The 26,498-nt window shown below is 71.8% G+C and carries 25 protein-coding genes; 11 read left to right on the top strand and 14 right to left on the bottom strand.

All coding sequences use genetic code 11. The features are described from left to right. Nucleotides 1-106 precede the first annotated feature (106 nt). Nucleotides 107-1,732, bottom strand: a complete 1,626-nt coding sequence (locus AVL59_RS43915) for an IclR family transcriptional regulator domain-containing protein (protein ID WP_067315565.1) — start codon at nucleotides 1,730-1,732, stop codon at nucleotides 107-109. 139 nt (nucleotides 1,733-1,871) lie between these two features. After that, entirely contained in the window at nucleotides 1,872-3,188 is a 1,317-nt protein-coding gene (locus AVL59_RS43910) for a M6 family metalloprotease domain-containing protein (RefSeq protein ID WP_067315562.1), read from the bottom strand. 327 nt (nucleotides 3,189-3,515) lie between these two features. Between AVL59_RS43910 and AVL59_RS43905 the strand changes: the two genes are divergently transcribed. Next, on the top strand, nucleotides 3,516-4,157 hold the full coding sequence (locus AVL59_RS43905) for a TetR/AcrR family transcriptional regulator (RefSeq protein WP_067315559.1): 642 nt from the start codon (nucleotides 3,516-3,518) through the stop codon (nucleotides 4,155-4,157). Between the two features lie 192 nt (nucleotides 4,158-4,349). Continuing rightward, the gene (locus AVL59_RS43900; RefSeq protein ID WP_067318481.1) at nucleotides 4,350-5,888 is read left to right on the top strand and encodes an MFS transporter; all 1,539 of its coding nucleotides are present in this window, start codon (nucleotides 4,350-4,352) and stop codon (nucleotides 5,886-5,888) included. A gap of 39 nt (nucleotides 5,889-5,927) precedes the next feature. On the opposite strand, the gene AVL59_RS43895 is transcribed toward AVL59_RS43900, so the two are convergent. After that, nucleotides 5,928-6,437 (bottom strand): MarR family winged helix-turn-helix transcriptional regulator, encoded by a 510-nt coding sequence (locus AVL59_RS43895; protein ID WP_067315556.1) that lies wholly within the window; start codon nucleotides 6,435-6,437, stop codon nucleotides 5,928-5,930. A gap of 103 nt (nucleotides 6,438-6,540) precedes the next feature. On the opposite strand from AVL59_RS43895, the gene AVL59_RS43890 reads away from it, so the two are divergent. Beyond that, the gene (locus AVL59_RS43890) at nucleotides 6,541-7,332 is read left to right on the top strand and encodes a dioxygenase family protein (RefSeq protein WP_067315553.1); all 792 of its coding nucleotides are present in this window, start codon (nucleotides 6,541-6,543) and stop codon (nucleotides 7,330-7,332) included. A 13-nt stretch (nucleotides 7,333-7,345) separates the two neighbouring features. Here the strand turns inward: AVL59_RS43890 and AVL59_RS43885 are convergent, their stop codons facing one another. Next, a complete protein-coding gene (locus AVL59_RS43885) occupies nucleotides 7,346-7,864 on the bottom strand; it encodes a GNAT family N-acetyltransferase (protein ID WP_067315551.1) in 519 nt (172 codons plus the stop codon). Between the two features lie 191 nt (nucleotides 7,865-8,055). Between AVL59_RS43885 and AVL59_RS43880 the strand changes: the two genes are divergently transcribed. Together AVL59_RS43880 and AVL59_RS43875 are read left to right on the top strand one after the other, a co-directional pair. Beyond that, nucleotides 8,056-9,054, top strand: a complete 999-nt coding sequence (locus tag AVL59_RS43880) for a sigma-70 family RNA polymerase sigma factor (RefSeq protein ID WP_067315549.1) — start codon at nucleotides 8,056-8,058, stop codon at nucleotides 9,052-9,054. A gap of 610 nt (nucleotides 9,055-9,664) precedes the next feature. Continuing rightward, the gene (locus AVL59_RS43875; protein ID WP_067318480.1) at nucleotides 9,665-10,249 is read left to right on the top strand and encodes a TetR/AcrR family transcriptional regulator; all 585 of its coding nucleotides are present in this window, start codon (nucleotides 9,665-9,667) and stop codon (nucleotides 10,247-10,249) included. Nucleotides 10,250-10,342: 93 nt separating this feature from the next. Here AVL59_RS43875 and AVL59_RS43870 read toward each other — a convergent pair whose 3' ends face one another. Then, complete coding sequence (locus tag AVL59_RS43870) at nucleotides 10,343-11,314, bottom strand: helix-turn-helix transcriptional regulator (protein WP_208870549.1); 972 nt, start codon at nucleotides 11,312-11,314, stop codon at nucleotides 10,343-10,345. A 62-nt stretch (nucleotides 11,315-11,376) separates the two neighbouring features. Here AVL59_RS43870 and AVL59_RS43865 point away from each other — a divergent pair, with 62 nt between their 5' ends. The 5 genes from AVL59_RS43865 (at nucleotide 11,377) to AVL59_RS43845 (ending at nucleotide 17,492) form a co-directional block, all read left to right on the top strand. Further along, nucleotides 11,377-12,888: an MFS transporter gene (locus AVL59_RS43865; RefSeq protein WP_067315543.1), complete on the top strand. Its 1,512-nt coding sequence runs from the start codon at nucleotides 11,377-11,379 to the stop codon at nucleotides 12,886-12,888. Between the two features lie 175 nt (nucleotides 12,889-13,063). Further along, the gene (locus AVL59_RS43860) at nucleotides 13,064-13,825 is read left to right on the top strand and encodes a DeoR/GlpR family DNA-binding transcription regulator (RefSeq protein ID WP_067315540.1); all 762 of its coding nucleotides are present in this window, start codon (nucleotides 13,064-13,066) and stop codon (nucleotides 13,823-13,825) included. Beyond that, nucleotides 13,822-14,769: a 1-phosphofructokinase gene (gene pfkB, locus AVL59_RS43855; protein ID WP_067315531.1), complete on the top strand. Its 948-nt coding sequence runs from the start codon at nucleotides 13,822-13,824 to the stop codon at nucleotides 14,767-14,769. Before AVL59_RS43860 ends, pfkB begins: the two co-directional genes overlap by 4 nt. A gap of 253 nt (nucleotides 14,770-15,022) precedes the next feature. Continuing rightward, a complete protein-coding gene (locus AVL59_RS43850) occupies nucleotides 15,023-17,128 on the top strand; it encodes a PTS fructose transporter subunit IIABC (RefSeq protein WP_067315525.1) in 2,106 nt (701 codons plus the stop codon). A 112-nt stretch (nucleotides 17,129-17,240) separates the two neighbouring features. Continuing rightward, nucleotides 17,241-17,492, top strand: a complete 252-nt coding sequence (locus AVL59_RS43845; protein ID WP_067315523.1) for a hypothetical protein — start codon at nucleotides 17,241-17,243, stop codon at nucleotides 17,490-17,492. 34 nt (nucleotides 17,493-17,526) lie between these two features. Here AVL59_RS43845 and AVL59_RS43840 read toward each other — a convergent pair whose 3' ends face one another. The 4 genes from AVL59_RS43840 to AVL59_RS43825 form a co-directional block, all read right to left on the bottom strand. After that, nucleotides 17,527-18,273 (bottom strand): DUF6227 family protein, encoded by a 747-nt coding sequence (locus AVL59_RS43840; RefSeq protein ID WP_067315520.1) that lies wholly within the window; start codon nucleotides 18,271-18,273, stop codon nucleotides 17,527-17,529. A gap of 157 nt (nucleotides 18,274-18,430) precedes the next feature. After that, the gene (locus AVL59_RS43835) at nucleotides 18,431-19,651 is read right to left on the bottom strand and encodes a L,D-transpeptidase (RefSeq protein ID WP_237281816.1); all 1,221 of its coding nucleotides are present in this window, start codon (nucleotides 19,649-19,651) and stop codon (nucleotides 18,431-18,433) included. Between the two features lie 172 nt (nucleotides 19,652-19,823). Next, nucleotides 19,824-20,852, bottom strand: a complete 1,029-nt coding sequence (locus AVL59_RS43830) for a P1 family peptidase (protein ID WP_067318478.1) — start codon at nucleotides 20,850-20,852, stop codon at nucleotides 19,824-19,826. Between the two features lie 40 nt (nucleotides 20,853-20,892). Beyond that, complete coding sequence (locus AVL59_RS43825; RefSeq protein ID WP_067315516.1) at nucleotides 20,893-22,131, bottom strand: low temperature requirement protein A; 1,239 nt, start codon at nucleotides 22,129-22,131, stop codon at nucleotides 20,893-20,895. Nucleotides 22,132-22,253: 122 nt separating this feature from the next. Here AVL59_RS43825 and AVL59_RS43820 point away from each other — a divergent pair, with 122 nt between their 5' ends. Further along, entirely contained in the window at nucleotides 22,254-22,433 is a 180-nt protein-coding gene (locus tag AVL59_RS43820; RefSeq protein WP_067315514.1) for a hypothetical protein, read from the top strand. Nucleotides 22,434-22,452: 19 nt separating this feature from the next. On the opposite strand, the gene mscL is transcribed toward AVL59_RS43820, so the two are convergent. From mscL to AVL59_RS43795, 5 genes are all read right to left on the bottom strand, one after another. Beyond that, nucleotides 22,453-22,911, bottom strand: coding sequence for a large conductance mechanosensitive channel protein MscL (gene mscL / locus AVL59_RS43815; protein WP_067315512.1), 459 nt, complete (start codon nucleotides 22,909-22,911; stop codon nucleotides 22,453-22,455). A 177-nt stretch (nucleotides 22,912-23,088) separates the two neighbouring features. Then, nucleotides 23,089-23,721: a CpaB family protein gene (locus tag AVL59_RS43810; protein WP_079147277.1), complete on the bottom strand. Its 633-nt coding sequence runs from the start codon at nucleotides 23,719-23,721 to the stop codon at nucleotides 23,089-23,091. Nucleotides 23,722-23,852: 131 nt separating this feature from the next. Next, nucleotides 23,853-24,686: an S-methyl-5'-thioadenosine phosphorylase gene (locus AVL59_RS43805; RefSeq protein WP_067315506.1), complete on the bottom strand. Its 834-nt coding sequence runs from the start codon at nucleotides 24,684-24,686 to the stop codon at nucleotides 23,853-23,855. Nucleotides 24,687-24,785: 99 nt separating this feature from the next. Then, on the bottom strand, nucleotides 24,786-25,106 hold the full coding sequence (locus AVL59_RS50100; RefSeq protein WP_079147276.1) for an FmdB family zinc ribbon protein: 321 nt from the start codon (nucleotides 25,104-25,106) through the stop codon (nucleotides 24,786-24,788). A gap of 67 nt (nucleotides 25,107-25,173) precedes the next feature. Further along, nucleotides 25,174-26,469 carry an MFS transporter gene (locus tag AVL59_RS43795; protein WP_067315501.1) on the bottom strand — a complete coding sequence of 432 codons (1,296 nt, stop codon included), beginning with the start codon at nucleotides 26,467-26,469 and terminating at the stop codon, nucleotides 25,174-25,176. Between the last annotated feature and the right edge of the window lie 29 nt (nucleotides 26,470-26,498).

The raw sequence follows: 26,498 nt of genomic DNA, 5'->3' as shown, positions 1-26,498 counted from the left end.
GAGCCGCCGAGCGTGATCGGCCGCCGGGCTTCCCTCGCTCTTGAGCAGCAGCTCGGGCGGGGGCGCGGAGACCGTCAGGTACCGCCGAGCGTCATGCATCGCCGGTTCAGGCCGGTGGGACCCGGGTGAAGCGGGACGCCGTGTGCAGGTCCGTCTGGATGCGGTCGGCGGTGGTGTGCAGGGTGGGGAGCAGGTCGTGGACGCACTCCTCCAGGGTGCGGCGGGCCGGGTGGGTGGCCACGTTCAGGGCGGCGATCACCCGGCCCGCACGGTCCCGTACCGGTACGGCGAGCGATCGCAGCCCCGACTCCAGCTCCTGGTCGACCAGGGCGTAGCCCTGTGCGCGGACCTCGGCGAGGGCGGGGGACAGGGGCCGGGCCGCGTCCGCGAGGAGGACGCGGCCCAGGGACGTCGAGGACGCGGGAAGCCGTGCGCCCACCGCGATCTCGACGGTCAGGACGCGGCTTGTGCTGGCCCCGGCCGTGTACTGGATCTCCGCGTCCGCGGCCCTCCCCGTGCCGGGTGCCAGGACCGCCAGTGCCGTCGGCTCGTGCAACTGGTCGGCGAGGGCCCGCAGGTGGGGCTCGGCAAGGCGGGGCAGCGTGGTGCGGGACAGGGGAGGGAAGCCGAGGTCCAGGACGCGGGGGGTGAGGGTGAAGGTGCGGTGGTCGGCGACCGTGGTCACCAGGCCCAGGTACTCGTACGTGATCAGCGCCCGGCGGGCCGTCGCGCGGGCCAGGCCGGTGGCCCGGGCCACCTCGGCCAGGGTCAGCGCCGAGCGGCCCTCGCCGAACGCGGTCAGCACGGTCAGGCCCCGGGCCAGGGACTCGACGAACTCCCGGCCCAGCTCGTGCTTGGACGCCGTGGTCCAGGTCGCCAGGCCCGAGAGCGGCGGGCCGGGCCGCGGCGTCGCCGCCTCGCGCAGGTCGGCCTCCATCGCCGCCACCGCCGTACGCAGCCGGGGGAGGAGGGCGGTACGCAGGCCGGACGCCGTGTGTCTGCTGGTGTGGCTGACCACGCTGGCCACACAGGCCGTGCGGCCGGTGCCCGGTTCCCGTACCGGTACGGACACCGCGACCAGGCCCGGTTCGATCAGCTGGTCGTCCAGGGCCCAGCCGTTCCGGCGGGCCTGTGCGGTGCGCTGGTCGAAGTCGTCTGCGGCGGACGGAGGACGGGGCGGTACGGCGGGGAAGGCGGTGTCCTCGGGGTCCGAAGCCCGTCGGGACCGCCACCGCTGCCAGTCGGCCTCGGTCCACTCGGCCGCGAACAGCGGTCCGGGCGCGGTGCGTTCGGCCGGGAGCAGGTCGCCGATGCGGAAGCTCACGGACATCGCGCGGCGGCGGGTGGCCTGGTGGATGAAGCGGATGCCGTCCAGGTCGGCGACCGCGAGCGACACCGACTCGTCCAGTTCGTCGGCGAGCGCGTCGGCGCGCGCGTCCAGCAGCGCGGGCAGGCGCAGGGCGGCCAGGTAGGCGTTGCCGAGCTCCATGACGCGGGGGGTGAGGACGACGTCCCGGCCGTCGAGCCGGACATGTCCCATGCGGGCGAGGGTGGCGGTGATCCGGTCGACGGTGGAGCGGGCGAGACCGGTGGCCCGCTCCAGTGCGCTCGGGCTCAGTGTTCCGCCCGCCTCGGTCAGCCGTCGCAGCACGGCGATCCCGCGGATCAGCGGCGCGACCGCCTCGGCCGGCGGCCCCCCGGCCACGTCGTGCTGTGCGGTGTTCGCGGGCATCGGCTCTCCGGTAGGGCATTCGGGAACGCCTACGGTAATCCCGCCCGCCCGGGCCTTCCTCCGCCCCTCCCGCCCGGTGACACCCGGCCTTTCCTCGCCCCTTCCACCCGGCGGCACCCCCGGCCCGGCTCCCGCCTCGCTAGCGCCGCGTGACCCGGATCTTGTACTCCCCTCCGGGGCCCGCGCCCACCACCTCGACCGTGATCCCGTGGCGAGGGTCCTTGAAGCTCTCGCCGGGGGAGAAGGGGGCGTCGGAGAGTTCGGTGTGGACGTTGGGGCTGCGGGTGCAGCCGCCGCTGCCCCGGTGGGCGTCGTAGACCGTGACCGGGCCGCGTCCGGTGTCCACCGTGGTGTCGACCTTGTAGATGAGGATGCCCGCCTTGCACACCGCCTCGTCGTTGCCGCCCTGTGAACGCAGCTCCAGCGCGTAGGAGGTCCGCCCGTCGATCGGCACCACCACCAGCTTCCCGCCGCCCGCCTTGTACAGCGGCGTCAGCGTGAACTCGGCGACGCCCCGGGCCGGCGCGCAGCCGACCTGTGTGCCGTCCAGCCAGCCCAGCTTCCATTTGTGCCAGCCGAGCAGGTCGTTGTCGGCCCCCCAGTCCTCGCTCATGATGTCCCAGTGCCCGACCGCGCTCCCGCCCTCCTGGGTGTACAGGTCGGGCAGCCCGAAGGTGTGGCCGTTCTCGTGCGGCAGCACCCGGTAGCCGGTGCGGGCGTAGGAGCCGGAACCGTCGTCCTGGCGGGAGTAGACGAAGGACGCGTTGGCGACGGGGACACCGTCGGCGACCGGGGCGTCGCCGTTGCCGGCGAAGGTCACGGACAGCACCGTGTCCAGGGCCGAGGGGCCGGCGTTCGGGGTGATCAGCACGTTCAGCAGGTCGTACGCGTGGAAGTCCACGTCGGGATCGGCGACGGCCACGATGTCCTGCACCAGCTGCCGGTAGCCGGGGTCGAAGGGCGCGCCGCGCTCTATGCCGTAGGCCTTGAACGGTTTCGGCATGCGCAGCCAGGTGGTGACGGGGGTCTCGGGGCGGTAGTCGAGACGGCCGTACGACGCCCTGCGGAACCATTCCTGGGTCTGCGGGAAGAACTCGTGGAAGCGGTCGAGCGCGCTGCCCTGTCCGGGCGCGTCGGAGAAGTCGACCATCAGGGTCAGGGCGTGGACCGTGCCGGTGGAGTGGGAGTAGCCGGCCGGGGTGGGGACGCCTTCCGTCATCTGTACGTCCGAGCCGCCGTGGATCATGCAGGGTGAGAGGGTGCGGGCCAGGCCTGTGGGTCCCGCGGTGGTGGGCGTCGCCAGACGCCCGGTGCCGGCCGAGGTGCTGACCGTGAGGGTCAGTGCGGTCACCGTGGCGAGCGCGGCCGCGCGGCGCGTGCGTATGGGGCGTGGGCATATACGGCGGGGGCGGGTACGCCGCGGACGTATGCGGCGGCGGGGCTTCGGCGGCTGCATGCACGGACCTTCCGCTCCACGGCAGCCGCCGGTCTCCGGCTGCACCCTTGCGATCACCCTGTGTCGGCGTGGCCAGGGGCGCGCGCTGGAGGAGACCGATCGTGGGAATCCCGCGCGGGCAGGTGTGAAACACCCGTCGGACCCGGTTTGCGGACCCGGAAGGTCCGCTTCAGGTGCATGTGTTCCAGGTCACAGAGATTCTTTCCGGGGGCGGGAAATAACCGGGGAACCTTTCCCCGTTTAGACCTGTGTCCGAGCGAAACGGGGACTCCTTCCCCGGATCGCCCGCATCGACCGACACGACCCGACCGACCGAAGGAGTACGCCGTGCAGACCGCGACCCCCGTGGGCAAGGTGGCCCGGCCCCGTGCCGACGCCCTGCGCAACCGGGAGCGGATCGTCACCGCCGCCCGCGAGATGTTCGTCGAACACGGCCCCGACGTGCCGCTCGACGAGATCGCCCGCCGGGCCGGCGTCGGCAACGCCACGGTGTACCGCAACTTCCCCGACCGTGACGCCCTCGTCCGCGAGGTCGTCTGCTCCGTGATGGGCCGTACGGCCGAGGCGGCCGAGCAGGCCCTCGCGGAGACCGGCGACGCGTTCGCCGCCTTGGAGCGCTTCGTGCACGCCGCCGCCGACGAGCGGATCAGCGCGCTGTGCCCGATGGTCTCCAGCACTTTCGACCAGAACCACCCCGACCTGGAAGCGGCTCGGGAACGGATCGAGCACCTCGTCGAAGAGATCATGGGCCGCGCCAAGGCGGCAGGGCAGCTCCGCGCCGATGTGGGAGTCGGTGACCTGCTGCTCGTCGTGGCCCAGCTCAGCCGGCCCCCGGCGGGCACGGACTGCCTGTTCAGCGACCGCTTCGTCCACCGCCATCTGCAGCTCTTCCTGGACGGGCTGCGGGCTCCGGCCCGCTCCGTCCTGCCCGGTACGGCCGTCACCATGAAGGAGCTGCGTCAGACCTGATCGCTTCGCCTGCCGCGTCCGCGATCTCCGCCGGACCGAGACCGACACCGAGACCTACACCGTGATCGTGACCGTGACCGATTAGTTCTGCGCGGCACGGCGGTCCAACGACACGTACGACCTTCTCCGCTGCCTATCTCTGCCCCTCTTTTCTGCTTTTTTCCGTCACGAAGTTCCGAAGTGGGTACCTCCATGTCCGAAACAGCCCTCAAGGCTCGCGGCGCCACCGCACCGAGCGGTGACGCCAACCGCTGGAAAGCGCTCATCTTCATCGCGCTCGCCCAGCTGATGGTCGTCCTCGACGCCACCATCGTGAACATCGCCCTGCCCTCCGCACAGACGGACCTCGGCATCTCCGACGGCAACCGGCAGTGGGTCGTCACGGCCTACGCCCTCGCCTTCGGCGGTCTGCTCCTGTTCGGCGGCCGGATCGCCGACCTGTGGGGCCGCAAGCGGGCCTTCGTCATAGGCCTGACCGGTTTCGCCGCCGCCTCCGCGCTCGGCGGCGCGGCGACCACGGGCGCGATGATGTTCGGCGCCCGCGCCCTGCAGGGCGTCTTCGGCGCCATGCTCGCCCCGGCCGCGCTCTCCCTGCTCGCCGTGATGTTCACGGACGCCAAGGAGCGCGCCAAGGCCTTCGGCATCTACGGCGCGATCGCCGGCGGCGGTGGTGCCGTCGGCTTCATCCTCGGCGGCGTGCTGACCGAGTACCTGGACTGGCGCTGGACGTTCTTCGTGAACATCCCGTTCGCCGTGGTCGCCGCGCTCGGTGCCTACTTCGTCATCCGTGAGCCGGAGGGCGGCCGCAACCGCAACCCGCTCGACATCCCCGGCGTCCTGCTGTCCACCCTCGGCCTGGTCGCGCTCGTCTACGGCTTCACCCGCGCCGAGTCCGACGGCTGGGGCGACACGCTGACCGTCTCGCTGTTCGTCGCCTCGGCCGTGCTGCTGGTCGCGTTCGTCGTCACCGAGGCCCGCGTCAAGGCGCCACTGCTGCCCCTGCGTGTGGTCACCGACCGCAACCGCGGCGGCATCTACCTCTCCCTCGGCATCGCGATCATCGCGATGTTCGGCACGTTCCTCTTCCTGACCTACTACCTGCAGGTCATCAAGGGCTTCTCGCCGATCAAGACCGGCTTCGCCTTCCTGCCGATGATCTTCGGCATGATGTTCGGCTCGACCCAGATCGGTACCCGTCTGATGACCCGGGTCCCGGCCCGGCTGCTGATGGGTCCCGGCTTCCTGGTCGCCGCGTCCGGCATGTTCCTGCTGACGCAGCTGGAGATCGGGTCGTCGTACGCCACGACCGTCTTCCCGTCGATGCTGCTGCTCGGCCTCGGCATGGGTACGGCGTTCATGCCGGCCATGTCCCTGGCCACCCTGGGCGTCGAGCCCCGGGACGCCGGTGTCGCCTCCGCGATGGTCAACACCTCCCAGCAGGTGGGCGGCGCGATCGGCACCGCCCTGCTGAACACGATCGCCTCCTCCGCGACGACCGCGTACGTCAAGGACCACATCGGCGCGGCCGCCACCAAGCCGCAGCAGCAGCTGGTCCAGATGCAGGGCATGGTGCACGGCTACACCAACGCCATCTGGTTCGCCGTCGGCATGCTGGTGCTCGCCGCGGTGATCGTCGTGACCTTCGTCAACGCCGGCCGCCCCGACATCACCGCCACCGCCTCCGGCGAGGGCGTGGAGGACGAGGTGCCGGTGCCGGTGGTGGCCCACTGAGGCGGCGGGCCGCAGAGCAGTTCGGATGAGGAACCTGCCCTAGCGCAGCCAGGGCAGGTCGGCACCCGCTTCGTTGGGCTGAAGGCCCTCGGCGACGATCTCCATGATCTCGCCGAGGGTCTTCTGCTGTTCCGGGGTCAGCCGCTCGAACAGCGCCTGCCGTACGGCGGTCACATGGCCGGGCGCGGTGCGCCGCAGCACCTCGTGGCCCTCGTCGGTGAGCACCGCGAACTGGCCGCGCTTGTCGGAGGGGCAGTCCTCGCGGCGGACCCAGCCGTTCTTCTCCAGGCGCGCGATCGCGTGCGACAGCCGGGAGCGGGTGATCTTCGACTTCATCGCCAGCTCCGTCATCCGCAGCCGGCGGCGCGGCGCCTCGGCGAGACCGACGAGCAGCCCGTAGTAGATGTGCGGCATGCCCGCGTCGCGCTGCAGCTGCCGGTCGAGGTGGTCCTCCAGCAGGGTGGTGGCGTGCATATAGGCGCGCCAGACGCGCTGCTCCTCGTCGGTGAGCCAGCGGTGCCCGTCGGCGGAGTCGGTTGCCGTGTTCATGGATTCCACTGTACGGGGCATCTCCTTGAAACTTGAACAAGTCGGGAGTAGGGTGTGGGCGTAGAGCTTGAGAGTTAAAGCATCCGTGTTGGGAGCCGCCGTCATGTCCGCCGCCGTCCAGGAGCGCATGCCCGCCCTCTATCTCAGTCATGGCGCCCCGCCGCTCGCCGACGACCCGATCTGGCCCGGCCAGCTCGCCGCCTGGTCCGCCGGCCTGCCGCGCCCCAAGGCGATCCTGATGGTCTCCGCCCACTGGGAGGAGGCCCCCCTCGCCCTCGGCGCCACGCGGACCGTCCCCCTCGTCTACGACTTCTGGGGCTTCCCGGAGCACTACTACCAGGTCCGGTACGCCGCCCCCGGCGCCCCCGAACTCGCCGAGTCCGTCCGCAAGCTGCTGCGCGCCCCCGGGACCCCCGTCCAGGACATCCCCGACCGCGGTCTCGACCACGGCGCCTACGTCCCCCTGGTCGAGATGTTCCCGGCCGCCGACCTTCCCGTCCTGCAGATCTCCCTGCCCACCCTCGATCCCCGGCGTCTGATGGACATCGGCCGCAGGCTCGCCCCCCTGCGCGACGAGGGCGTGCTGATCGTCGGCTCCGGCTTCTTCACGCACAACCTGGCCGCGCTGCGGTACGCGGGCGGCGGCGTGCCGAGCTGGTCGTCCGAGTTCGACGACTGGGGCCGGCGCGCGCTGGAGGCCGGTGACTGGGACGCCCTTCTGGACTTCCTCGACAAGGCCCCGGCCGGCCGCTACGCCCATCCGCGCACCGAACACTTCGCCCCGCTCTTCGTCACCATGGGCGCGGCCGAGGCGGGCGGCGAGCTGGACGCGCGGAAGTCGGTGATCGACGGGTTCTGGATGGGGATGGCCAAGCGGTCGGTGCAGTTCGGCTGAGCCCTTCCGGGGGTCACAGCTCCTTCTCGTACCAGGCCACGTCCCAGTAGCGGCCGAACTTGCGCCCGACCTCCCGGTAGATGCCGACGTACCGGAAGCCGAAGCCGGCGTGCAGCCGCTCGGAGGCCCGGTTCGGCCGGGCGATGCCGGCGTAGGCGCGGTGCACGTCCTCGTCGGCCAGGACCTTGAAGAGGGCGTCGTAGAGCAGCGTGCCGACCCCGCGGCCGCCGGCGTCCGGGGCGACGTACACCGAAGTCTCCACGGATGTCGTGTAAGCGGGCTTCGGGCGGTAAGGGCTGGATGTGGCGTAACCCAGAATCTCCTGTGAGTCCGCCTCCGTGGCAACCATCAGGCGGTATGGGCCGTCTTCCGGGTGGGAGAGCAGCCAAGGGCGGCGTTCTTCCGCAGTGAAGACCGCCGTATCGAACGTGATGGCCGTCTCGCGTACGTAGTGGTTGTAGAGGGCTGTGAGGGCGTCGAGATCGCCTTCGACTCCTGGCCTGACCTGCACCTCTGTACGTCCGGACGACATCAGGCCTCCCTGTGTGGCGGAACAGGGTACTGCATGATCAGAAAAATAGGGGAGCGGGTTGGGAATTCTGTCCTGATTCCAGTCGTTGTTTCCCACGGACGCAGGGCACTCCAGGAGAGTCCCGGAGACAGCCCCCGAAGTGCCGGGCGTTCGAAGGACCACCCGCCAGCCCACCACGCAAGGGAGCACGCATGGCAACCCGTGCCGTCGCCCGTCGTCAGTCCGCCACCGGCGAGACGGCCGACTCGGCAAGCAGTGTTCGCGCCCATGGCGGCGAGATCGCGGACCGCGACCTGGTCGGCATGTACCTCGACGAGATCGCGCGCACGCCGCTGCTCGACGCCGCAAAGGAGGTCGAGCTGTCCCAGACCATCGAGGCGGGTGTGTTCGCGCGGCAGGTCCTCGACGGATACGAGGAGACCGAGGCGGACGCCACCCGTGAGGAGCTGGAGTCCCTGGTCGCCGAGGGCGAGCGGGCCAAGGATGTCTTCATCCGCTCCAACCTCCGCCTCGTCGTCGCGGTGGCCCGGCGCTACCCGCGCAGCGGCCTGCCCCTCCTCGACCTGATCCAGGAGGGCAACGCCGGTCTGGTGCGCGCCGTCGAGAAGTTCGACTACCGCAAGGGCTTCAAGTTCTCGACCTACGCCACCTGGTGGATCCGTCAGGCCATCACCCGCTCCATCGCCGACCAGTCCCGCACGATCCGGCTCCCCGTCCACCTGGTGGAGGAACTGGGCCGCATCCGGCGCGTGCAGCGCGAGTTCAACCGTGAGCACGGCCGCGAGCCGGAGCCCGCGGAGATCGCCGCCGAGCTGGGCTCGACGCCGGAGCGCGTGACCGATGTGCTCGACTGGTCCCGCGACCCGGTCTCGCTCAACATGGCGGTGGACGACGAGGGCGAGACGCAGTTCGGCGACCTCCTGGAGGACACCTCCGCGGTCTCCCCCGAGCAGTCGGTGCTCACCCTCCTGCGCAGCGAGGAGCTGGACGACCTGATCGGCCGCCTGGACCAGCGCACGGCCTCCATCATCAAGATGCGGTACGGCATCGAGGACGGCCGTGAGCGCACCCTGACCGAGGTCGGCAAGGAGCACGGCCTGACCCGCGAGCGCATCCGCCAGATCGAGAAGCACGCTCTGCTCGAACTGAAGAAGCTGGCCCGCCAGACCGGCTTCGACGCGGCGGCGTAAAGCGGCGTACGACCGGTTCGGCCGCGTACGCCCGGTGCCCGAAGACGGCGCAAACATGGCGCGCTACCGTCGCTTCAACTCCGGGGCCCGAGGGAAAAACCCTTCCGAGCCCAGGAGTTGAGCCCCGGGGACCGCACTCCCACCCCCCCACGCGCACCACTCGGCACGACGAGCAAGCGGCACGACCCACGCGGTACGACCACCACCGAACCACGTCCCGACGCAATCCCCCCCCCGGCGCCGGGACCTTCCCAGAGCCGGGCTCCGGCGCCTACCCCCCCCAGGCGCCGGAGCCCGGCTTCTTTCGCGCTGCTCGGGCTGTCGCGGGCCTTCTTCGGCCATCTCGGGTGTTCGTGTGCGGGACCGAAGAGGCGGCAGCCGGAGGGAAGGACGTCCGCTACGACGGCGGACACGTACGACGGCGGACACGCTGGAGTGGCGGGCCACCCCGTACCTGAACCCCGGGGTGGCCCGCCGGATGGCAGATTCTGCCACATCGGCATAGCCTGCCGAGGTGAGCACCCCCCGCACCACCGGCACCACCGCCCACCAGCAACTTTCGGCCTCCACGCCGGCGTCCCTCACGGAGCGCCGCAAGGCCGAGACCCGCATGGAGATCGCGCGCGCGGCGGCCGCCCTGTTCGTCCGTCAGGGCCTGCGCGCCACCCGCGCCGAGGACATCGCCCAGGCGGCGGGCATCGCCCCGCGCACCTTCTACCGGTACTTCGCCTCCAAGGAGGAGGCGGTGGCCCCGCTCTACGCGGCGGGTGCCGAGTGCTGGACCCAGGCGGTGCGCGAGGCCCCGCCCGCCCTCACCCTGCCCGAGGCCCTGCGGCACGCGGTCGATCACACCCTCACCCCCGGCGTCGGCGTCTCGGCGTCGTCCTGGGAATGGGTCCGCACACTGATCCGCCTCGCCGACACGAGCCCGGCGCTGCGGAAGGTCTGGGCGGAGGTCTGCCAGGCCTCGGAGAGCACGCTCGCGGACATCCTCGCGGAGCGACTGGTGCCGGCGGGGGAGGAGGTGACCCCGCGTCTGCGCTTCGCGGCGGCGGTGGCCGGCGCGGCGATCCGTGTGGCGGTCGAGTCCTGGGCGATGACCACGGCCCCGCCCACGGGGCCCACGGGCCCGGCGGCCCTGGCCCTGCGGAACCTGGACGCCGTCGGTGACTTCGGGTGGGGGCAGGAGCCGTAGTGCACAGCCGCGGGTTGGTGGGGGCTGATCGAGCAGTTCCCCGCGCCCCTTCAGGGCGCTCGCGGCTCGCTCGGCCGCACACCTGAGACCCGCCTAGCCCCCCGCCGCCCCCGCCCGACTCAGCCGTGCCCCCAACTCCCGTACACATTCCACCAGTTCAGCCGGCCCCCGGACCGCGAACTCACACCCCACCATCCCCAACCGCACCGCCAGCCACTCCACAGGATCCTCGCTGCTCCCTCGCAGCACGCACCCGTCGCCCTCGGCCTCCGGTACCCCGATCCACTCCGGCACCCGCGACGCGACCGCCTCCACCGGCCCGGCGAACCACACCTCGAACGCATACGTCTGCTGCTGCTGCCGACGGATCGACCGCCGCAGATACTCCGCCGCGCTCCCCGCCGGCAGCTCCCGCGGAGCGAACCGCACCCCGGTCGCGAACGGCTCCCTCACCCGGTCCACCCGGAACGTCCGCCAGTCCTCCCGCCCGAGGTCGTACGCGACGAGGTACCACCGCCGCCCCGTCGACACGAGCCGGTACGGCTCGGTCAGCCGCCGCGACTCGCCGCCCTCCTTGTCGCGGTAGGCGAACCGCAGCCGCTCCCGCCCGGCCACCGTCGACGCCATCACGGTCAGCGTCTCGGGCGCGATGCTCGCCCCGTCCCCGTGGGTCAGCTGCGTCGTCGCGGCCTGAAGTGTCGCCACCCGGTGCCGCAGCCGCGTCGGCAGCACCTGCTCCAGCTTCGCCAGCGCCCGCACCGACGCCTCGTCCACCCCCTCCACCGCGTGCCCGGCCCCCGCCCGCAGCCCGACCGCGATCGCCACCGCCTCCTCGTCGTCCAGTACCAGCGGGGGCATGGCCTTGCCCGCGACGAGCCGGTAGCCGCCGTCGGCACCCTTGCTCGCCTGCACGGGATACCCCAGTTCGCGCAGCCGGTCGATGTCCCGCCGCACGGTGCGCCGGGACACCCCGAGCCGGTCGGCCAGCTCACCGCCGGGCCACTCGCGCGGAGTCTGGAGGAGGGAGAGCAGCTGCAGGAGGCGAGCCGGCGTGTCCGTCGTCATACATCCGAGGATGCCGCAGAAATAGGACGTGATCTGACCTAGTTGCCCCCTACCTTGAAGTCATGACCTCCACGGAACAGACCCTCACCGCTCAGCAGGAAGCGGGCGACCGGCGCCGATGGTTCGCGCTCGCGATCGTGATGACCGCGGCCTTCATGGACCTCGTCGACGTCACGATCGTGAACATCGCGATCCCCTCGATCAAGCAGGACGCGGGCGCGTCCCTCAGCCAGATCCAGTGGATAACCGCCGGATACGCCCTGGCCTTCGCCGCCGGCCTGATCACCGGCGGCCGCCTCGGCGACATCCACGGCCGTCGGCGGCTGTTCCTCATCGGCATCGCCGGCTTCACCGTGGCCTCCGCGCTGTGCGGCTTCGCCGCGAACCCGGAGATGCTGGTCGCCTCCCGCATCCTTCAGGGCGGCATGGCGGCGATGATGGTTCCGCAGGTGCTGTCGATCGTGCACGCCACCTTCCCCGCCCACGAGCGCGGCAAGGTCTTCGGTCTGTTCGGCGCGGTGGTCGGCCTCGGCGCGGTCTCCGGGCCGCTGCTCGGCGCCCTGCTGACGGAGTGGAACCTGTTCGGGCTTCACTGGCGCCCGATCTTCCTGATCAACCTGCCCGTCGGCATCGTCGCCTTCCTCCTCGGCCGCCGCTACATCACCGAGTCCCGCGCCCCGAAGGCGGTGAAGCTGGACCTGGTCGGCGTCGCCCTGGTGACCCTGGGCCTGCTGATGCTGCTCTACCCGCTCACCCGGGGCCGCGAGCTGGGCTGGCCGCTGTGGGGGTACCTCTCGATGGCCGGCGCGTTCGGTGTCTTCGCGGCGCTGGTGGTCTACGAGCGGCGCAAGGCGGCCCGGGACGGCTCCCCCCTCATCGAGCTGTCGCTGTTCCGGGTGAAGAGCTTCGCCGCGGGCATCGCCGTACAGACCGTCTTCGGTGTCGCGCTCGGCATCTTCTTCCTGGTCTGGACGCTGTACATGCAGATCGGCCTGGGCTGGAGCCCGCTCCGGGCCGGCCTGACCGGTGTGCCGTTCTCCCTCGCGGTGTCCACGGCGGCCGGGATGTCGGTGCAGAAGCTGGTGCCGCGGTTCGGCCGGGGGGTGCTCCAGGCCGGCGCGCTGATCATGGCGACGGGCGTTCTCCTCTACATCTGGGAGTCGCACCACTACGGCCTCGGCATCGCCTCCTGGCAGATGGCGCTCCCGCTGGTCGTGATGGGTGTCGGCATGGGCCTGATCGTCGCCCCGCTGACGGACGCGGTCCTCTCGGAGGTGCCGCGCGAGCACGCCGGGTCCGCGTCCGGACTGATCAACACCGTGCAGCAGATGGGCAACGCGCTCGGCCTCGGCCTGGTCTCGGTGGTGTTCTTCGGCGTGATCGGCGACAAGCTGACCCGCGCCCAGGTGGGCCCCGCCTTCGTGAACGGCTTCCAGCACGCGCTGTGGTGGGTGGCCGGTGTGATGGGCGTGATCTTCCTGCTGATGTCCGCCCTGCCGAAGCGTCCGGCACAGCACGTGGAGGGCGCTGCCGACGCTCCGGTGGCGGAGAAGGAACCCGAGCTGGTGCCTTGACCAGGCGTGACGAGGGGCCCGGTACCGACCAGGTACCGGGCCCCTGCTGCTGTCCGGACAGAACCGGAAGTCCGTTCATGCCTGATTGAAGTCCGAACCTGTTTACTTTCCGAAAGTCGGAGCGTACTCTCGCGGTGAAACCACACGTTCGGGCATCAGTCGGAGGCGAACGGACATGTACGCACCGGAGCGGCAGCAGGAGATCCTCCGGCTCGCCCGTGACGGCGGCCGGGTGGACGTGCTGTCGCTGGCCGAGGAGCTCCAGGTCACCGCGGAGACGATCCGCCGCGACCTGAAGGCCCTCGACCGCGCCGGGCTCGTCCGCCGGGTGCACGGCGGTGCCATCCCGGTCGGGCGCCTCGACTTCGAGCCGGACCTCGCCGAGCGCGAGTCCGCCGCCGCCGACGAGAAGGACCGCATCGCCAAGGCGGGCCTCGCCGAGCTGCCCACCGAGGGCACGACGGTCCTCGACGCGGGTACGACGGTGGCGCGGATGGCCGCGGCCATCCCGCTGGAGGCCTCCCTCACCGTCGTCACGCACAGCCTGCCGATCGCCGCCCGCCTCGCCGACCACCCGGGCATCCAGCTCCACCTGGTCGGCGGGCGCGTACGGCACCGCACCCGCGCCGCGGTGGACGCCTGGGCGCTGCGCGCGTACGGCGAGATCCGCGCCGACGTCCTGTTCGTCGCCGCCAACGGCTTCTCCGCCGAGCACGGTCTGACCACCCCGGACCTCGCCGAAGCCGCGGTCAAGCGCGCGGCCATCGCCGCCGCCCGCCGCGTGGTCCTCCTCGCCGACTCCTCCAAGCACGGCCAGGAGCACTTCGCCCGCTTCGGCGATCTGAGCGACGTGGATCTGCTGATCACCGACAGCGGGCTGAGCCCCGAAGACGCCGCCGCCATCGAGCGCGGCGGCACGGAAGTGGTGCGCGCATGATCCTCACCGTCACCCCCAACCCCTCCCTCGACCGCACCTACGAGGTCCAGGCCCTCAAGCGGGGCGAGGTCATCCGTGCCGAGACCGAGCGGATGGACCCCGGTGGCAAGGGCGTGAACGTCTCGCGCGCCGTCGCGGCCGCCGGACGGCGCACGGTCGCCGTTCTGCCCCTGGGCGGTGCGCCGGGAGCGCTCGTCGCCGATCTGCTGGACGCCCAGGGCATCGAGGTCGCGCCGGTCCCGGTCGCCGGAGCCACCCGCTCCAACATCGCCCTCGCGGAGGCCGACGGGACGCTCACGAAGATCAACGCGCCGGGCCCGGAGCTGTCGGCCGCCGAGCAGGAACTGCTCCTGGACACCGTCCGCGAGCAGTCCCGCGACGCGGACTGGATCGCGTGCTGCGGGAGCCTGCCCCGGGGGCTCGCACCGTCCTGGTACGCCGACGTCGTCACGCGGGCGCACGCCGGGGGTGCGCGCATCGCCCTGGACACCTCAGGGCGTGCGCTCCTGGAGGCGCTGCGCGCGCGGCCCGACGTGGTGAAGCCCAACGCCGAGGAGCTCGCGGAAGCCGTCGGGCGCCCCCTGGCGACCGTGGGCGACGCGGTGAAGGCGGCCGAGGAACTGCGTTCGATGGGCGCGCGCACCGTGCTCGCGAGCCTGGGCGCCGACGGGCAGCTGCTCGTGCACGACGCGGGCGCCTGGTTCGGCAGCGCGCGCGTGGACGCCGTACGCAGCAACGTGGGCGCCGGCGACTCCTCCCTCGCCGGCTTCCTGATCGCCGGCGGCAGCGGCCCGGAGTCCCTCGCCTCCGCCGTCGCCCATGGCGCCGCCGCCGTCCGGCTCCCCGGCAGCGTGATGCCGACCCCCGCCGACCTGGACCCGGCGGCGGTGACCGTCACGGCGGACGTCCCGGCCGACCGCGAACTGACGGAGCCGGTGTCATGAACGTCGGACGCCCCCTTGCGACCGCGCCGATGCCGTCCGCCCCGTTCCCGCCATCGGCCACGCAGCGGCGAGGCCTCCCCTTACTCGCCGCGACATCGGGCCGGCAGGGTGCCCTGAGCCGTTCTGCCGACCCCAGGAGGCGGGGTTTCCCCGGCCCCGCCTCCGCCCACCGTGCCGCCTCCCCCCGCCGCACCCCCGTCCCCACCTCCGCCCACCCCACTCCCCGGGCGATACGCGTGCATAGGAGCCCGCGATGAGCGACATGATCACCGCGGACCTGGTCGATCTCGACCTGTCCGCCGACACCAAGGAAGCGGCGGCGCGCGCCCTCGCCGAGCGCATGGTGGCGCAGGGCCGGGTGACCGACCTGGACGGCTTCCTCGCCGACGCGGCCGCCCGCGAGGCACAGATGCCGACCGGCCTCGACGGCGGCATCGGCATCCCGCACTGCCGCAGCGCCCATGTCACCGAGCCGACGCTCGCCTTCGGCCGCAGCGCCGCGGGCATCGACTTCGGCGCCGCGGACGGCCCCGCCGACCTGATCTTCCTGATCGCCGCCCCGGCCGGTGCGGACGACGCCCACCTCACGATCCTCTCCTCCCTGGCCCGCCAGCTGATGAACGCCGAGTTCACGGATGCGCTGCGGTCGGTGGGCGACGCGGGGACGGCGGCGGCGCTGATCCGCGGGGAGGAGCCGCCCGCCGGTGCGCAGGCGCCCGCGGGCGCCCCCGAAGACTCCGCTGCGACGCCGGTGGCGGCCTCCGCCGGCGCCGCAGCGGACAGCACGGCCCCGGCGCCGGGCGCGGCCGCCGAGGACGGATCCGCCCCGGCGCCGGGCGCCACCGGTGCCGTCGAACGCCCCTTCCGTATCGTCGCCGTCACCTCCTGCCCGACCGGTATCGCCCACACCTACATGGCGGCCGAGTCGCTGGAGAACGCGGGCCGCGACGTCGGCGCCGAGGTCCTCGTCGAGACGCAGGGCTCGGCCGGCTTCGCCCGGCTCGACCCGGCGGTGATCGCGGCGGCGGACGGCGTGATCTTCGCGCACGACATCCCCGTACGCGACAAGGACCGCTTCGCGGGCAAGCCGACGGTCGACGTCGGTGTGAAGGCGGGCATCAACCGCCCGGCCGAACTGATCGCCGAGGTGCGAGGCAAGGCCGAGCGCGGTGAGGTCAGCGCGGCCGCCGCCGCGGGAACGCCGGTCGAGCGGGCCGGCGATTCCACCGAGGGCTACGGCACCAAGCTGCGCAAGTGGCTCATGTCCGGCGTGAGCTACATGGTCCCGTTCGTCGCCGCGGGCGGCCTCCTCATCGCCCTCGGCTTCGCGATCGGCGGCTGGAAGGTCGACAAGGCGCCGTCGGTCATGGACCACTTCGTGTGGACCCAGACGGGCAGCTGGGGCGCGTTGCTCTTCCAGATCGGCGTGGTGTCCTTCGGCTTCCTCGTCCCGGTCCTGGCCGGCTACATCGCCTACGGCATGGCGGACCGGCCGGGCCTCGTCCCCGGCTTCGTGGGCGGCGCGATCTCACTGACGATCAACGCCGGCTTCCTCGGCGGCCTGGCGGCCGGCCTGATCGCCGGTGGCGTGGTGCTGGGGATCCAGAAGATCAGCATCCCGGCGGCGTTGCGCGGCATCATGCCCGTGGTGGTGATCCCGCTGATCTCCTCGGCGATCGTCGGCTTCCTGATGTTCGTCGTGATCGGCAAGCCCATCGCCTCCGCGCAGAAGGGCCTGACCGACTGGCTGAACGGTCTCACCGGCACCAACGCCGTCCTGCTCGGTGCCCTGCTCGGCCTGATGATGTGCTTCGACCTGGGCGGTCCGGTCAACAAGGTCGCCTACACCTTCGCCACGGCGGGTATCGCCGTCTCCAGCCCCAGCGACTCCGCGATGAAGATCATGGCCGCGGTGATGGCGGCCGGCATGGTCCCGCCGCTCGCGATGGCCCTCGCCACGACCGTCCGCGGCAAGCTCTTCACGCAGGCCGAGCGCGAGAACGGCAAGGCCGCCTGGGTGCTGGGCGCCTCTTTCATCTCCGAGGGCGCGATCCCGTTCGCCGCGGCGGACCCGCTGCGGGTCATCCCGTCCGCCATGGCGGGCGGCGCGGTCACCGGTGCCCTGTCGATGGCCTTCGGTGCCACTCTGCGCGCCCCGCACGGCGGCATCTTCGTGGTCCCGCTGATCGGCAATCCGTTCCTCTACCTGCTCGCCATCGCGGCCGGCGTGTGCGTCACCACGGCCCTGGTGGTCATCCTCAAGGGCATGCGCAAACAGGCCCCGGAGGCCACGGCCACCGACCCCGCCGCGAGCGCGGCCACGGCGGCGAAGGAGACGAAGCAGTCGGTCGCCGCCTGAGGGCGCGCCGCCGCCTCTTGTCCCTTTGGTGCACTGTGAGTTGTTCACGGCACCTGCGAGATACGTCACGGTCCGGGGCCAAAGTCCCGGACCGTGGTGTGTACTGGGGGGTATGCCTGAGCACGTCTCGACTCTTCAGCTGATCGGCGCGGTCGTCCTCACCGTGACGGGCGTCGCTTGGGCCGTCGTGGTGACACGCCTGCTGCGTCGCGCCCGCGCCGACGCCGTCGAACGGCTCACCGCCGCCTCCCTCCCGGCCCTCCCGTTCCAGCCCCAGGCCGGCCCCCCGCAGGAGGTCGTCGAGCTGACCCCGGCGGAACAGGACGCCTTCGCGGGCCTGGTGCGCCAACTCGGCGACCGCTGACGGGAGAAACCACCGAGGTCCGCGTCCCGCGGGGCTAGCCCTGCCGGGCCGCGCGCCGCTCCATGGCGTCGCGCGCCGCGTCCGGCGTCGTGTACACCTCGCACATGTGCCGCCCGTCGGGCGTCGCCGTGTGCTCGACCTCCCACAGAGAGATCTCCTGGCCGTCCGGCAGCAGGAAGGCGTGCTCGTACAGCGCGAAGCTCAGTCCCGCCCGGGCGGCCGGCCCGGGCCGGCCGAACGCCTGGGTGATCTGATGGGCGGCCGCGGTCGCCAGCAGCGCCGCCGTCTCCGCGCTCGGCGGATCGGGGTTCTCCGCACGGCGCAGCAGCCGCCGGGCGTGGTCCGCCGAGTCGTCCGGGGCGTACACGTGCCGGGGCTCGGGAATCGCCGACAACTGCGTCAGCGCCGGCAGCTCGAAGTCCGGGGCGTCCGGCGGCAGCGCGAGCCGGGCGGTGGTGGTGTGCAGCTCCTCCTCGTCGACATACACCTCGTGCTGGGCGTCGCCGCCCGGAGCGGTGTTGTGGACGAGCTCCCACAGGGTCACCGCCGAGCCGTCGGCGAGCAACCAGGTGTGCCGGTACGTCTCACGGTGCAGCCCCGCGCTGTGGTGGGCGGAGTGCAGGGAACTGTCGTGCGCCAGCGCCGAGTCGAGCCGCCTCAACACCTCGTCGGGCAGCTCGAAGGAGTTCAGGGCACGGCCGAGGAGTCGCGCGAGGTGCTCCTCCGGAGACTCGGGCGACTCGGCTGGTTCGTACGCTGCCGTCTCGTACGGAACGCTCAAGGCTTCTCCCGGCATTGCTACACGTCACCTTGTGGGTGCATACCGTAGCCCCTCGGTCGGACATCATGTCCGGGAACCGAGAAAACGTCTGGCGTGAAAACGCCCGAGCCGCGCGAGAAGTTCCCGCGCGGCCCCGCATTCCGTCAAAACCGGCCGGTCAGGCGGCACTTCCCGCGGTCCAGGCGCTCCACGACATGTTCCAGCCGTTGAGCCCGTTGTCCGGGGCGACCGTCTTGTCCGGGGAGTGCTTCACGGTCACGACGTCACCGATGAGCGTGTTGTCGTAGAACCACTGGGCCGTCGTGGCCCCCTGCGCGCCCTGCACGTCCGCCATGCCGACGCACCCGTGGCTGGTGCCCTCGCGGCCGAAGGGCGGGTTGCCCTTGTTGTACCAGTAGTTGCCGTGGATGAACGTGCCGGAGGTCGTCAGACGCATCGCGTGCGGCACGTCCGCGATGTCGTATTCCCCGCCCAGGCCGACCGTCCGGCTGTTCATGCGGGTCTGGGTGAACTTCTCCGAGATCACCATCTGCCCGTTGTACGTGGTGTGCTCCGGGCTGCCCGTGGACACCGGCACCGACTTGAGCGTCTTGCCGTCCCGCACCACCGTCATCGTCTGCGTGTTGACGTCGACCGTGGAGACCTGCGAGCGCCCGATCGTGAAGGACACCGTCTTCTTCTGCACGCCGTAGACGCCGCTCGCGCCCTGGACCCCGTCCAGGTCGATCTTCATCGTGACCTTGGAGCCGGCCTTCCAGTACTCCTGCGGCCGGAAGTCGAGGCGCTGGTCGCCGAACCAGTGCCCGACCACCTGCTGCCCACTGCTGGAGTTGACCGTGATGTGCGACTGCACGGCCTTCTTGTCGGTGATGGACTTGTCGAAGGTGAACGACACCGGCATGCCCACGCCGACCGTCGAGCCGTCGTCCGGCGTGTAGGTGCCGATGAAGCTGCTCGCCGAGCTGACCGTGGTGAAGATGGAGTTGGCGGCCGCCGTGCGCCCGTCCGCGTCCTTCGCGGTCGCGTCTATCCGGTACTTGGTTCCGCGCTCCAGCCGCTGCTTGGGCTTCCAGGTGCCGCCGTCCGCCGATATCGCCCCCGGCACCGCCTGCCCCGAACCCGCGACGGTCATCTTCACGTCGGTCAGCTTGCCGTCGCTGACCTTCACCCCGGTCGCGTTGATGGACGCGCCGGTCGAACCGTCCTTGGCCGAGATCTCGACCTTCGCCGCCGACGTCTTGGGCGAGTCCTTGCCGCCCTTGCCGTCCTCGTTCTTGGCGTTGGCGCTGCCGCCGCAAGCGGTCAGAGTCAGGGCGCCGACCATCAGGGCGGCACAGGCCCCCAGTACGCGCCGCGCTGCAATGTCCGGCGTTGTCACGGGCTGCTCCAAGTTCTTGTGATGTGCGTGATCCGTTCCCTTGCGTGAGGAAAGAGGGCACCGGCACCGGAGGAGGTTCCCTCCGTCGCCGATGAACGCCATCACGTGACAGAACCGCGACAATCCATCCCCCCTCACCCCCCCCGACGTGCCCTTTTTGCCCTCCTTTTGCCTATCGTTGACCGTACAGCTCCTCGTACGACGGCCACACTCCGCCCGGCCCCTCGACCGGCTCGGCGGCCCGCACGGCACGTACGATCGCGCGCGTCACCAGGTCCGCGCCGGCCGCCAGGATGTCGTTCAGCGCCAACGGGTGCCCGCCGTCGAGCGGTCGCGTGCCCGTCGCCAGCGCGAAGACCGTGTCGCCGTCGTGCATCAGATGCACCGGCCGCACGGCGCGCGCGATGCCGTCGTGCGCCGTGCCCGCCATCTTCTGCGCCTGCGCCTTCGTGAGGTCCGCGTCGGTCGCGACCACCGCGAGCGTCGTGTTGAGCGGCGGCGGCGCGTTCCGCGCGGCCGCCTCGGCGAGGCGCCGCCGCGCGGCCTCGTGCACGCGCTCCCGCGGGTACTGGACGCGCCCCTGGAACAACTCCCCGTACAGGACGCCCGTTTCGGGATCCGTCACCGCTCCCGCGGCATTCGCCACCACCAGCGCGGCCACGGTGATCCCCGAGTCGAGGACCGTGCTCGCGGTCCCCACCCCGCCCTTGAGCCGCCCCGCCACCGAGCCCGTACCGGCCCCCACGCAGCCCTCGGGCACCGGCCCGCCCGGTGTGCTCGCCGCGGCCGCCTCGACCGCCGCGCGCCCCATCGCCGCGTCCGGGCGGGCGCGGAAGTCCCCGCCCCTGCCCAGGTCGAAGACGCAGGCGGCGGGGACCACCGGCACGACGTGCGCCGGATCCGCCCCGACCCGCACCCCACGTCCCCGCTCCTCCAGCCAGGCCATGACTCCGGATGCCGCGTCGAGCCCGTACGCGCTGCCTCCGGTCAGCACCACGGCGTCGACCTTCTGCACCACGTTGCGCGGGTCGAGGGCGTCGGTCTCCTTGGTGCCGGGGCCGCCCCCGCGTACGTCCACGGCGGCGACGGCGCCGCCCTCGGGCGCGAGCACGACCGTGGTGCCGGTGAGCCAGCCCTCCCCGGTGCGCGAGGCGTGCCCCACCCGCAGTCCGGCGATGTCCGTCAGTGCGTCAGCTGTCATGGCGGCCAGTCTGGCCCACGCCCGCACGCGCTCGCGGAGGTCAGGCGGCCGGTTCCGCCGTGCTCGCCCGCCGCTCGTGCGAGGCCGTGCGCGCGGTGAGCGTCACCCCGGTCGCCACCGCGGCCGCCGACACGAGCCCTGCCGTGAGCACCGCCCAGTCGCCCAGGAAGGTGCAGCAGATCACCAGCAGCGCCGCCACCGGAAGCACCAGTTGCTGGGTGATGCCGACCTTGAAGTGCCGTGAGTGCAGCGCCCAGACGGTCAGCAGGTACAGCGCCATCGGCAGGGTCACGGCCGCCGACGCCGACAGCGTCGAGACATGGGCCTTGCCGACGGCCTGCTCCACCGCCACCTCGAGACCGGCGCCGATCGCGGCGGCCGAGGCGAAGATCAGGTAGTGGCCGTACCCCCACAGGAACGCCTGTTCGTTGGAGCGCAGATGGCCGTGGATGGGCACCACGAAGTAGATCCACCACGCGGAGAAGACGAGCAGCAGGCCGCCCGCCGCGATCGGCAGCAGCCGGCCCAGCGCGTCGTGCTCGTCCACCGCCGACTTCACCGCGATCGTGGCCGCGGCGACGGTCTCCCCGAGCACGATGATGGTGAACAGGCCGTAGCGCTCGGCGATGTGGTGCGCGTGCCAGGACGTGTGGTGGCCCTTCTCGGCGTACAGCGGCACGCACAGCTCCGCGAGCGCCATCACCAGGAACACCCACGGCCGGGCGGGCCCGGGCAGCACGACCAGCCCCAGCCAGCCGACCTGGCACAGCAGCACGCCGCCGACGTATCTGAACGCCATGGTTCTCTCCGCGCCCTCGGCGGATCTCGCCGCCCTCAGCCACTGCGCCACGATCGCCAGCCGCATGATCACATAGCCGAGCCAGACCAGCAGGTAGTCGTGCTGGTCGAACGCGCGGGAGACGCCCGCGGCCAGCACCAGCACGCCGGCGATCTGTACGAGGGTGACGACCCGGTAGAGCACGTCGTCGTTGTCGTACGCGGAGGCGAACCAGGTGAAGTTCATCCAGGCCCACCAGATGGCGAAGAACACCATCGCGTAGTTCAGGATCCCGCTGCCCGCATGGCCCTCGGTCACGGCGTGCACGAGCTGTGCGCCCGCCTGCGCGATGGCCACCACGAAGCACAGGTCGAAGAAGAGCTCTAGTGGGGAGGAGACCCGGTGGGCCTCGTCGCGCCCGCGCGGGGTGAGCCGCCGCAAGAGCCCCTGGGAGTGCTGTGCGCCCGGGGAAGCAGGCGCCGGAGCGGAACTCGACGTCATGCCTCCCAGGACAGCAGAAAACCGCCGCAATATCTTGTGAAGGAATTCTCAAGCGCGGGGGCCCGGATCCCGGCGGCCCGGGACGTCCGAGGGGCCCACGGGCGGGGCCGTACCCTTGGGGCATGAGCACCGCCCCCGCATCCGAGCCGCGCGACCCGAAGGCCGCGCTGGTCTTCGACGACCCGCTGAGCCAGCAGTCCTCGGACGACACCGACCGCGGGTGGGGCGAGCGCGGGGACGGCGGCGACAGCACCGCCGACCTGAAGCGCTTCCTCGACGAGAAGCCGCCCCATCACCTCTGAGCCGGCCGCCGAGGCGGCGTCACCGCTCGTCGTGGCCCGAGCCGCGCTGTGCGACCAGCGCGTCGCGGATCTCCTTCAGCACCTCCAGCTCGGTCACCTCGAGGACCTCGTGCGTGCTCTCACGTGCCTTCCTCCGGGCCTCCTGGCGGGCCAGGAACTTCGCCATCGGCAGGACCATGAGGAAGTAGACGACGGCCGCGGTGATCACGAAGTTGAGCGTCGCGCTGAGCACCGAGCCCCACATGATCCGGATGCCTTCCCCGTCCTTGCACTGCGGGATGAGGCAGGAGTTGTACTGGTCGAGGTTCGTGCTGCCGATCGCCCCGACCACCGGGTTGATGACGCCCTTCACCACCGAGTTGACGATGTTGGTGAAGGCGGCGCCGATGACCACCGCAACCGCCAGATCGACGACGTTTCCGCGCAGCAGGAAGGCCTTGAAGCCCTGCCAGATGCTCGGTTCCTTCTTCGCGCTCACCTCGGGGACTCTCCTCGCGTACGCAGCCTGTGGAACGAAACGCTCCGCAACCTACGTCAGGGCGTGGCGGCCGTGCGCGGTTCCGCGGCTTGAACGAGGGGCTTGCCTGGATATGTCCCGGGCGGGGTTTCCCCGTGCTCGGAATGGCGGCCTCGTCCTCGCCGCCGCACTTCTCCTTCAGGACCCTCTCGTCCTCGTCGTGGCTGCCGCCGGCCTGGAGGTGAGTGTCACCGCCAGCCGTGCCGTGGTGCTCGCGCCCACGAGACGTGCCGCGGTGGAGCGCGGCACCGAGAGGACGACCAGCGCCCCGCTGTCGGCCGTGCCGTCCAGCGGCTCGGGCACCTTCGTGACCCGTGCCTCGCGCGCGACCACCCGCGCCTCGCCGCCCGTCGCCGACTGCTCGGCCGCGACGATGTCGACGCGGTCGCCGGGCCGCAGCAGCCGCACGGTGGCAGGGTCGGCGATCCGCACCGGTGCGGTCACCATCGTGACGGCACGGTGCTCCCGTACCGGATCCCGCGCCGGATGCCCGTGGGCGCCCTCCCCGCTCCATGGGCCCGCCGTCACGAGCGCCGCCGCCGTCACGGCCAGCCCGGCGGCGACGGTCCGCCCGCGGTGCCGCACGAGCCGGCCGAGTCGGTGCCGTCCGCCGCGGACTCGTACGGGAGCGAAGTGAGGCACCTCGCAGGTCGCGGGCGCGTCGGTGCCCAGCGGACGCGGGAGCCTGAGGGCGGGAGGGAAGGGGGAGGGGGAGGGGGCAGGTCGGCCGGAGGGCGCGGATGGGGCCGGGGACGACGCGGTCAAGGGCATGGGAGTCACCGCCTGCGACGAGGGAATCGGCTTGCGCTGCCACGATGAGGCCTTGCGCCGAAGTCCGCCGGAGGCGGTGCACTACTGACGGGTTGTGGAGAACTCGCTCACCCGAACGAGGAGTTCCACCGTCACGGCAGCACGAAGCCCGGATCCATCCCGCCGAGCGCGTTCACGCACAGGCAGTCCCGCGCCCCGGGCTCCGGCAGCGCCGCCACCGCGTCGAACAGCACACCCCGCAGCCGGTCCACATTGGCCGCGAACACCTGCAGCACCTCGTCGTGCGAGACGCCCTCGCCGGTCTCGGCGCCTGCGTCCAGGTCGGTGACCAGGGTCAGGGACGTGTAGCACAGTTCGAGTTCACGGGCGAGCGCCGCCTCGGGATGTCCGGTCATCCCCACCACCGACCAGCCCTGCGCCTGATGCCACAGGGATTCGGCGCGGGTCGAGAAGCGCGGTCCCTCGACCACGACCAGCGTGCCGCCGTCCACCGGCTCCCAGTCCCGTCCGCGGGCCGCCTTCAGCGCGGCGGCACGTCCCGCGGGGCAGTACGGGTCGGCCACGGACACGTGCACCACGTTGGGCACCGTGCCGTCGGGCAGCGGCAGCCCGTCGAAGTAGGTCTGCGCCCTGGACTTCGTACGGTCCACCAGCTGGTCCGGTACGAGCAGGGTGCCCGGGCCGTACTCGGGGCGCAGGCCGCCCACCGCGCACGGACCGAGGACCTGCCGGACGCCGACCGAGCGCAGGGCCCACAGGTTGGCGCGGTAGTTGATGCGGTGCGGGGGCAGATGGTGGCCGCGGCCGTGCCGGGGCAGGAAGGCGACCCGTCGGCCGGCGATCTCGCCGAGGAAGAGGGAGTCGCTGGGCTGCCCGTACGGCGTGTCCACCTGGATCTCGGTCACGTCGTCGAGGAATGAGTAGAAGCCCGAGCCGCCGATTACGCCGATCTCTGCGTTCGCCATGACGAGCACATTAGCTGGCCGCCGAACCCCGGCGGGAGCCGGTGCCCGGTACGCCGAAGGCCCTGCCGTCGCACGACGGCAGGGCCCGGAAGCGAGACCTCAGGCGGCGGAGCTGCTGCTGGAGCTCGACGAAGACGAAGACGACGACGGCGATGACGTCGACGAGGACGACTTCGAGTCGGCCGACGAGGAGCTGGACGACGACGTGGACGACTTCGACGCCGGGCTGCTGCTCGACGTGGAGCCGCGGGAGTCGTTGCGGTAGAAGCCGGAGCCCTTGAAGACAATGCCGACCGCGGAGAACACCTTCTTCAGGCGGCCACCGCAGTTGGGGCACTCGGTCAGGGCGTCGTCGGTGAACTTCTGCACCGCCTCGAGGCCCTCGCCGCACTCGGTGCACTGGTACTGGTAGGTGGGCACTGTCTTCCTCCTGGCACTCTCACTCAATGAGTGCTAACGACGGTCCATAGTGACGTATTCCCGGGGATCAGTCCACCGTCAACGGCACGCGGTGACCGACGCCACGTGCGACGGTGCGGTTCTGCGACCGGGTGACCAGCCGGGAACGCAGGGCCGCCAGGGTGCCCAGCGCGAGCACGGTGCCGGCCATCGGCACCAGGAATCCGGCGCCGTCCCACAGGCGGTCCTCCAGCTGTCCGGCGACCGTGACGGCCGCCGCCTGGCCGAGCGCCACGGCGCCGGTCAGCCAGGTGAAGGCCTCGGTGCGGGCGCCGGCCGGGACCAGGCCCTCGACCAGCGTGTAGCCGGTGATCAGGGCCGGTGCGATGCACATGCCGACCAGCAGGCCGAGGGCGGCCAGCAGCAGCACGGAGTGCGCCGTCCACAGCGCGGAGGCGGCCATCGCGAGACCCGTGTAGCCGATGATCAGGCGCCGCTGCGGGGCGATCTTCCAGGCGATGGCGCCGCAGACGATGCCGGAGAGCATGTTGCCCGCGGCGAAGACGCCGTACAGGACGCCGTTCAGACCGGGCTCGCCGATCGACTCGGTGAACGCCGCCAGCGACACCTGCATGCCGCCGAAGACCGACCCGATGCCCAGGAAGGTCACGATCAGCACCCGCACACCCGGGACGCGCAGCGCGGAGGCGTGCTGCACGCGCGCGTGCCCGCTCTCGCCGGTCACCGGCGGCTGCGTGCTCTTCTGCGCGGCGAACAGCAGACCGCCGACGAGCGTCAGCGCGGCCTCCGTCACCAGACCCGCGGACGGGGCCACGGCGGTGCACAGCGCGGTCGCCAGCAGGGGCCCGAAGACGAAGGTCAGCTCGTCCGTCACGGACTCGAACGCCGCCGCCGTGGTCATCAGGGGCGTGTCCTGGAGCTTCACGCCCCAGCGCGCACGGACCATGGGGCCGACCTGCGGCACCGAGGCGCCGGTCGGGACGGCCGCCGCGAACAGCGCCCACAGGGGCGCGTGTGCCAGCGCGAGCGCCGTCAGGGACAGGCCCGACACCGTGTGCACGAGGACACCCGGGATCAGGACGGTGCGCTGCCCGTGGCGGTCGGCGAGCCGGCCGCTGTAGGGCGCGAACAGCGCCATGGACACGCCGGTGGCGGCCGCGACGGCGCCCGCGGCGCCGTAGGAGCCGGTGGTGTGCTGCACGAGCAGCACGATCGACAGGGTGAGCATCGCGAACGGCTGGCGCGCCGCGAAGCCGGGGAGCAGGAAGGTCCAGGCGCCGCGGGTGCGCAGCAGCTGTCCGTATCCCGGGCGGGACGACGTCGACGGGTTCTCCGCCGGCTTGGAGGTGACCGTGGATGCCACGGCCCGTGCCTTTCTACCGCCTGGTAGCG

This window comes from Streptomyces griseochromogenes (assembly GCF_001542625.1).
Lineage (GTDB): Bacteria > Actinomycetota > Actinomycetes > Streptomycetales > Streptomycetaceae > Streptomyces > Streptomyces griseochromogenes.
This window is presented reverse-complemented; position numbering and strand designations above follow the sequence as displayed.

Bases quoted from the DNA above. Each gene is read 5' to 3' on its own strand.
- AVL59_RS43915 (WP_067315565.1), bottom strand. From the start codon at position 1,732: ATGCCCGCGAACACCGCACAGCACGACGTGGCCGGGGGGCCGCCGGCC.
- AVL59_RS43910 (WP_067315562.1), bottom strand. From the start codon at position 3,188: ATGCAGCCGCCGAAGCCCCGCCGCCGCATACGTCCGCGGCGTACCCGC.
- AVL59_RS43900 (WP_067318481.1), top strand. From the start codon at position 4,350: ATGTCCGAAACAGCCCTCAAGGCTCGCGGCGCCACCGCACCGAGCGGT.
- AVL59_RS43895 (WP_067315556.1), bottom strand. From the start codon at position 6,437: ATGAACACGGCAACCGACTCCGCCGACGGGCACCGCTGGCTCACCGAC.
- AVL59_RS43890 (WP_067315553.1), top strand. From the start codon at position 6,541: ATGTCCGCCGCCGTCCAGGAGCGCATGCCCGCCCTCTATCTCAGTCAT.
- AVL59_RS43885 (WP_067315551.1), bottom strand. From the start codon at position 7,864: ATGTCGTCCGGACGTACAGAGGTGCAGGTCAGGCCAGGAGTCGAAGGC.
- AVL59_RS43880 (WP_067315549.1), top strand. From the start codon at position 8,056: ATGGCAACCCGTGCCGTCGCCCGTCGTCAGTCCGCCACCGGCGAGACG.
- AVL59_RS43875 (WP_067318480.1), top strand. From the start codon at position 9,665: ATGGAGATCGCGCGCGCGGCGGCCGCCCTGTTCGTCCGTCAGGGCCTG.
- AVL59_RS43870 (WP_208870549.1), bottom strand. From the start codon at position 11,314: ATGACGACGGACACGCCGGCTCGCCTCCTGCAGCTGCTCTCCCTCCTC.
- AVL59_RS43865 (WP_067315543.1), top strand. From the start codon at position 11,377: ATGACCTCCACGGAACAGACCCTCACCGCTCAGCAGGAAGCGGGCGAC.
- AVL59_RS43860 (WP_067315540.1), top strand. From the start codon at position 13,064: ATGTACGCACCGGAGCGGCAGCAGGAGATCCTCCGGCTCGCCCGTGAC.
- pfkB (WP_067315531.1), top strand. From the start codon at position 13,822: ATGATCCTCACCGTCACCCCCAACCCCTCCCTCGACCGCACCTACGAG.
- AVL59_RS43850 (WP_067315525.1), top strand. From the start codon at position 15,023: ATGAGCGACATGATCACCGCGGACCTGGTCGATCTCGACCTGTCCGCC.
- AVL59_RS43845 (WP_067315523.1), top strand. From the start codon at position 17,241: ATGCCTGAGCACGTCTCGACTCTTCAGCTGATCGGCGCGGTCGTCCTC.
- AVL59_RS43830 (WP_067318478.1), bottom strand. From the start codon at position 20,852: ATGACAGCTGACGCACTGACGGACATCGCCGGACTGCGGGTGGGGCAC.
- AVL59_RS43825 (WP_067315516.1), bottom strand. From the start codon at position 22,131: ATGACGTCGAGTTCCGCTCCGGCGCCTGCTTCCCCGGGCGCACAGCAC.
- AVL59_RS43820 (WP_067315514.1), top strand. From the start codon at position 22,254: ATGAGCACCGCCCCCGCATCCGAGCCGCGCGACCCGAAGGCCGCGCTG.
- AVL59_RS43810 (WP_079147277.1), bottom strand. From the start codon at position 23,721: ATGCCCTTGACCGCGTCGTCCCCGGCCCCATCCGCGCCCTCCGGCCGA.
- AVL59_RS43805 (WP_067315506.1), bottom strand. From the start codon at position 24,686: ATGGCGAACGCAGAGATCGGCGTAATCGGCGGCTCGGGCTTCTACTCA.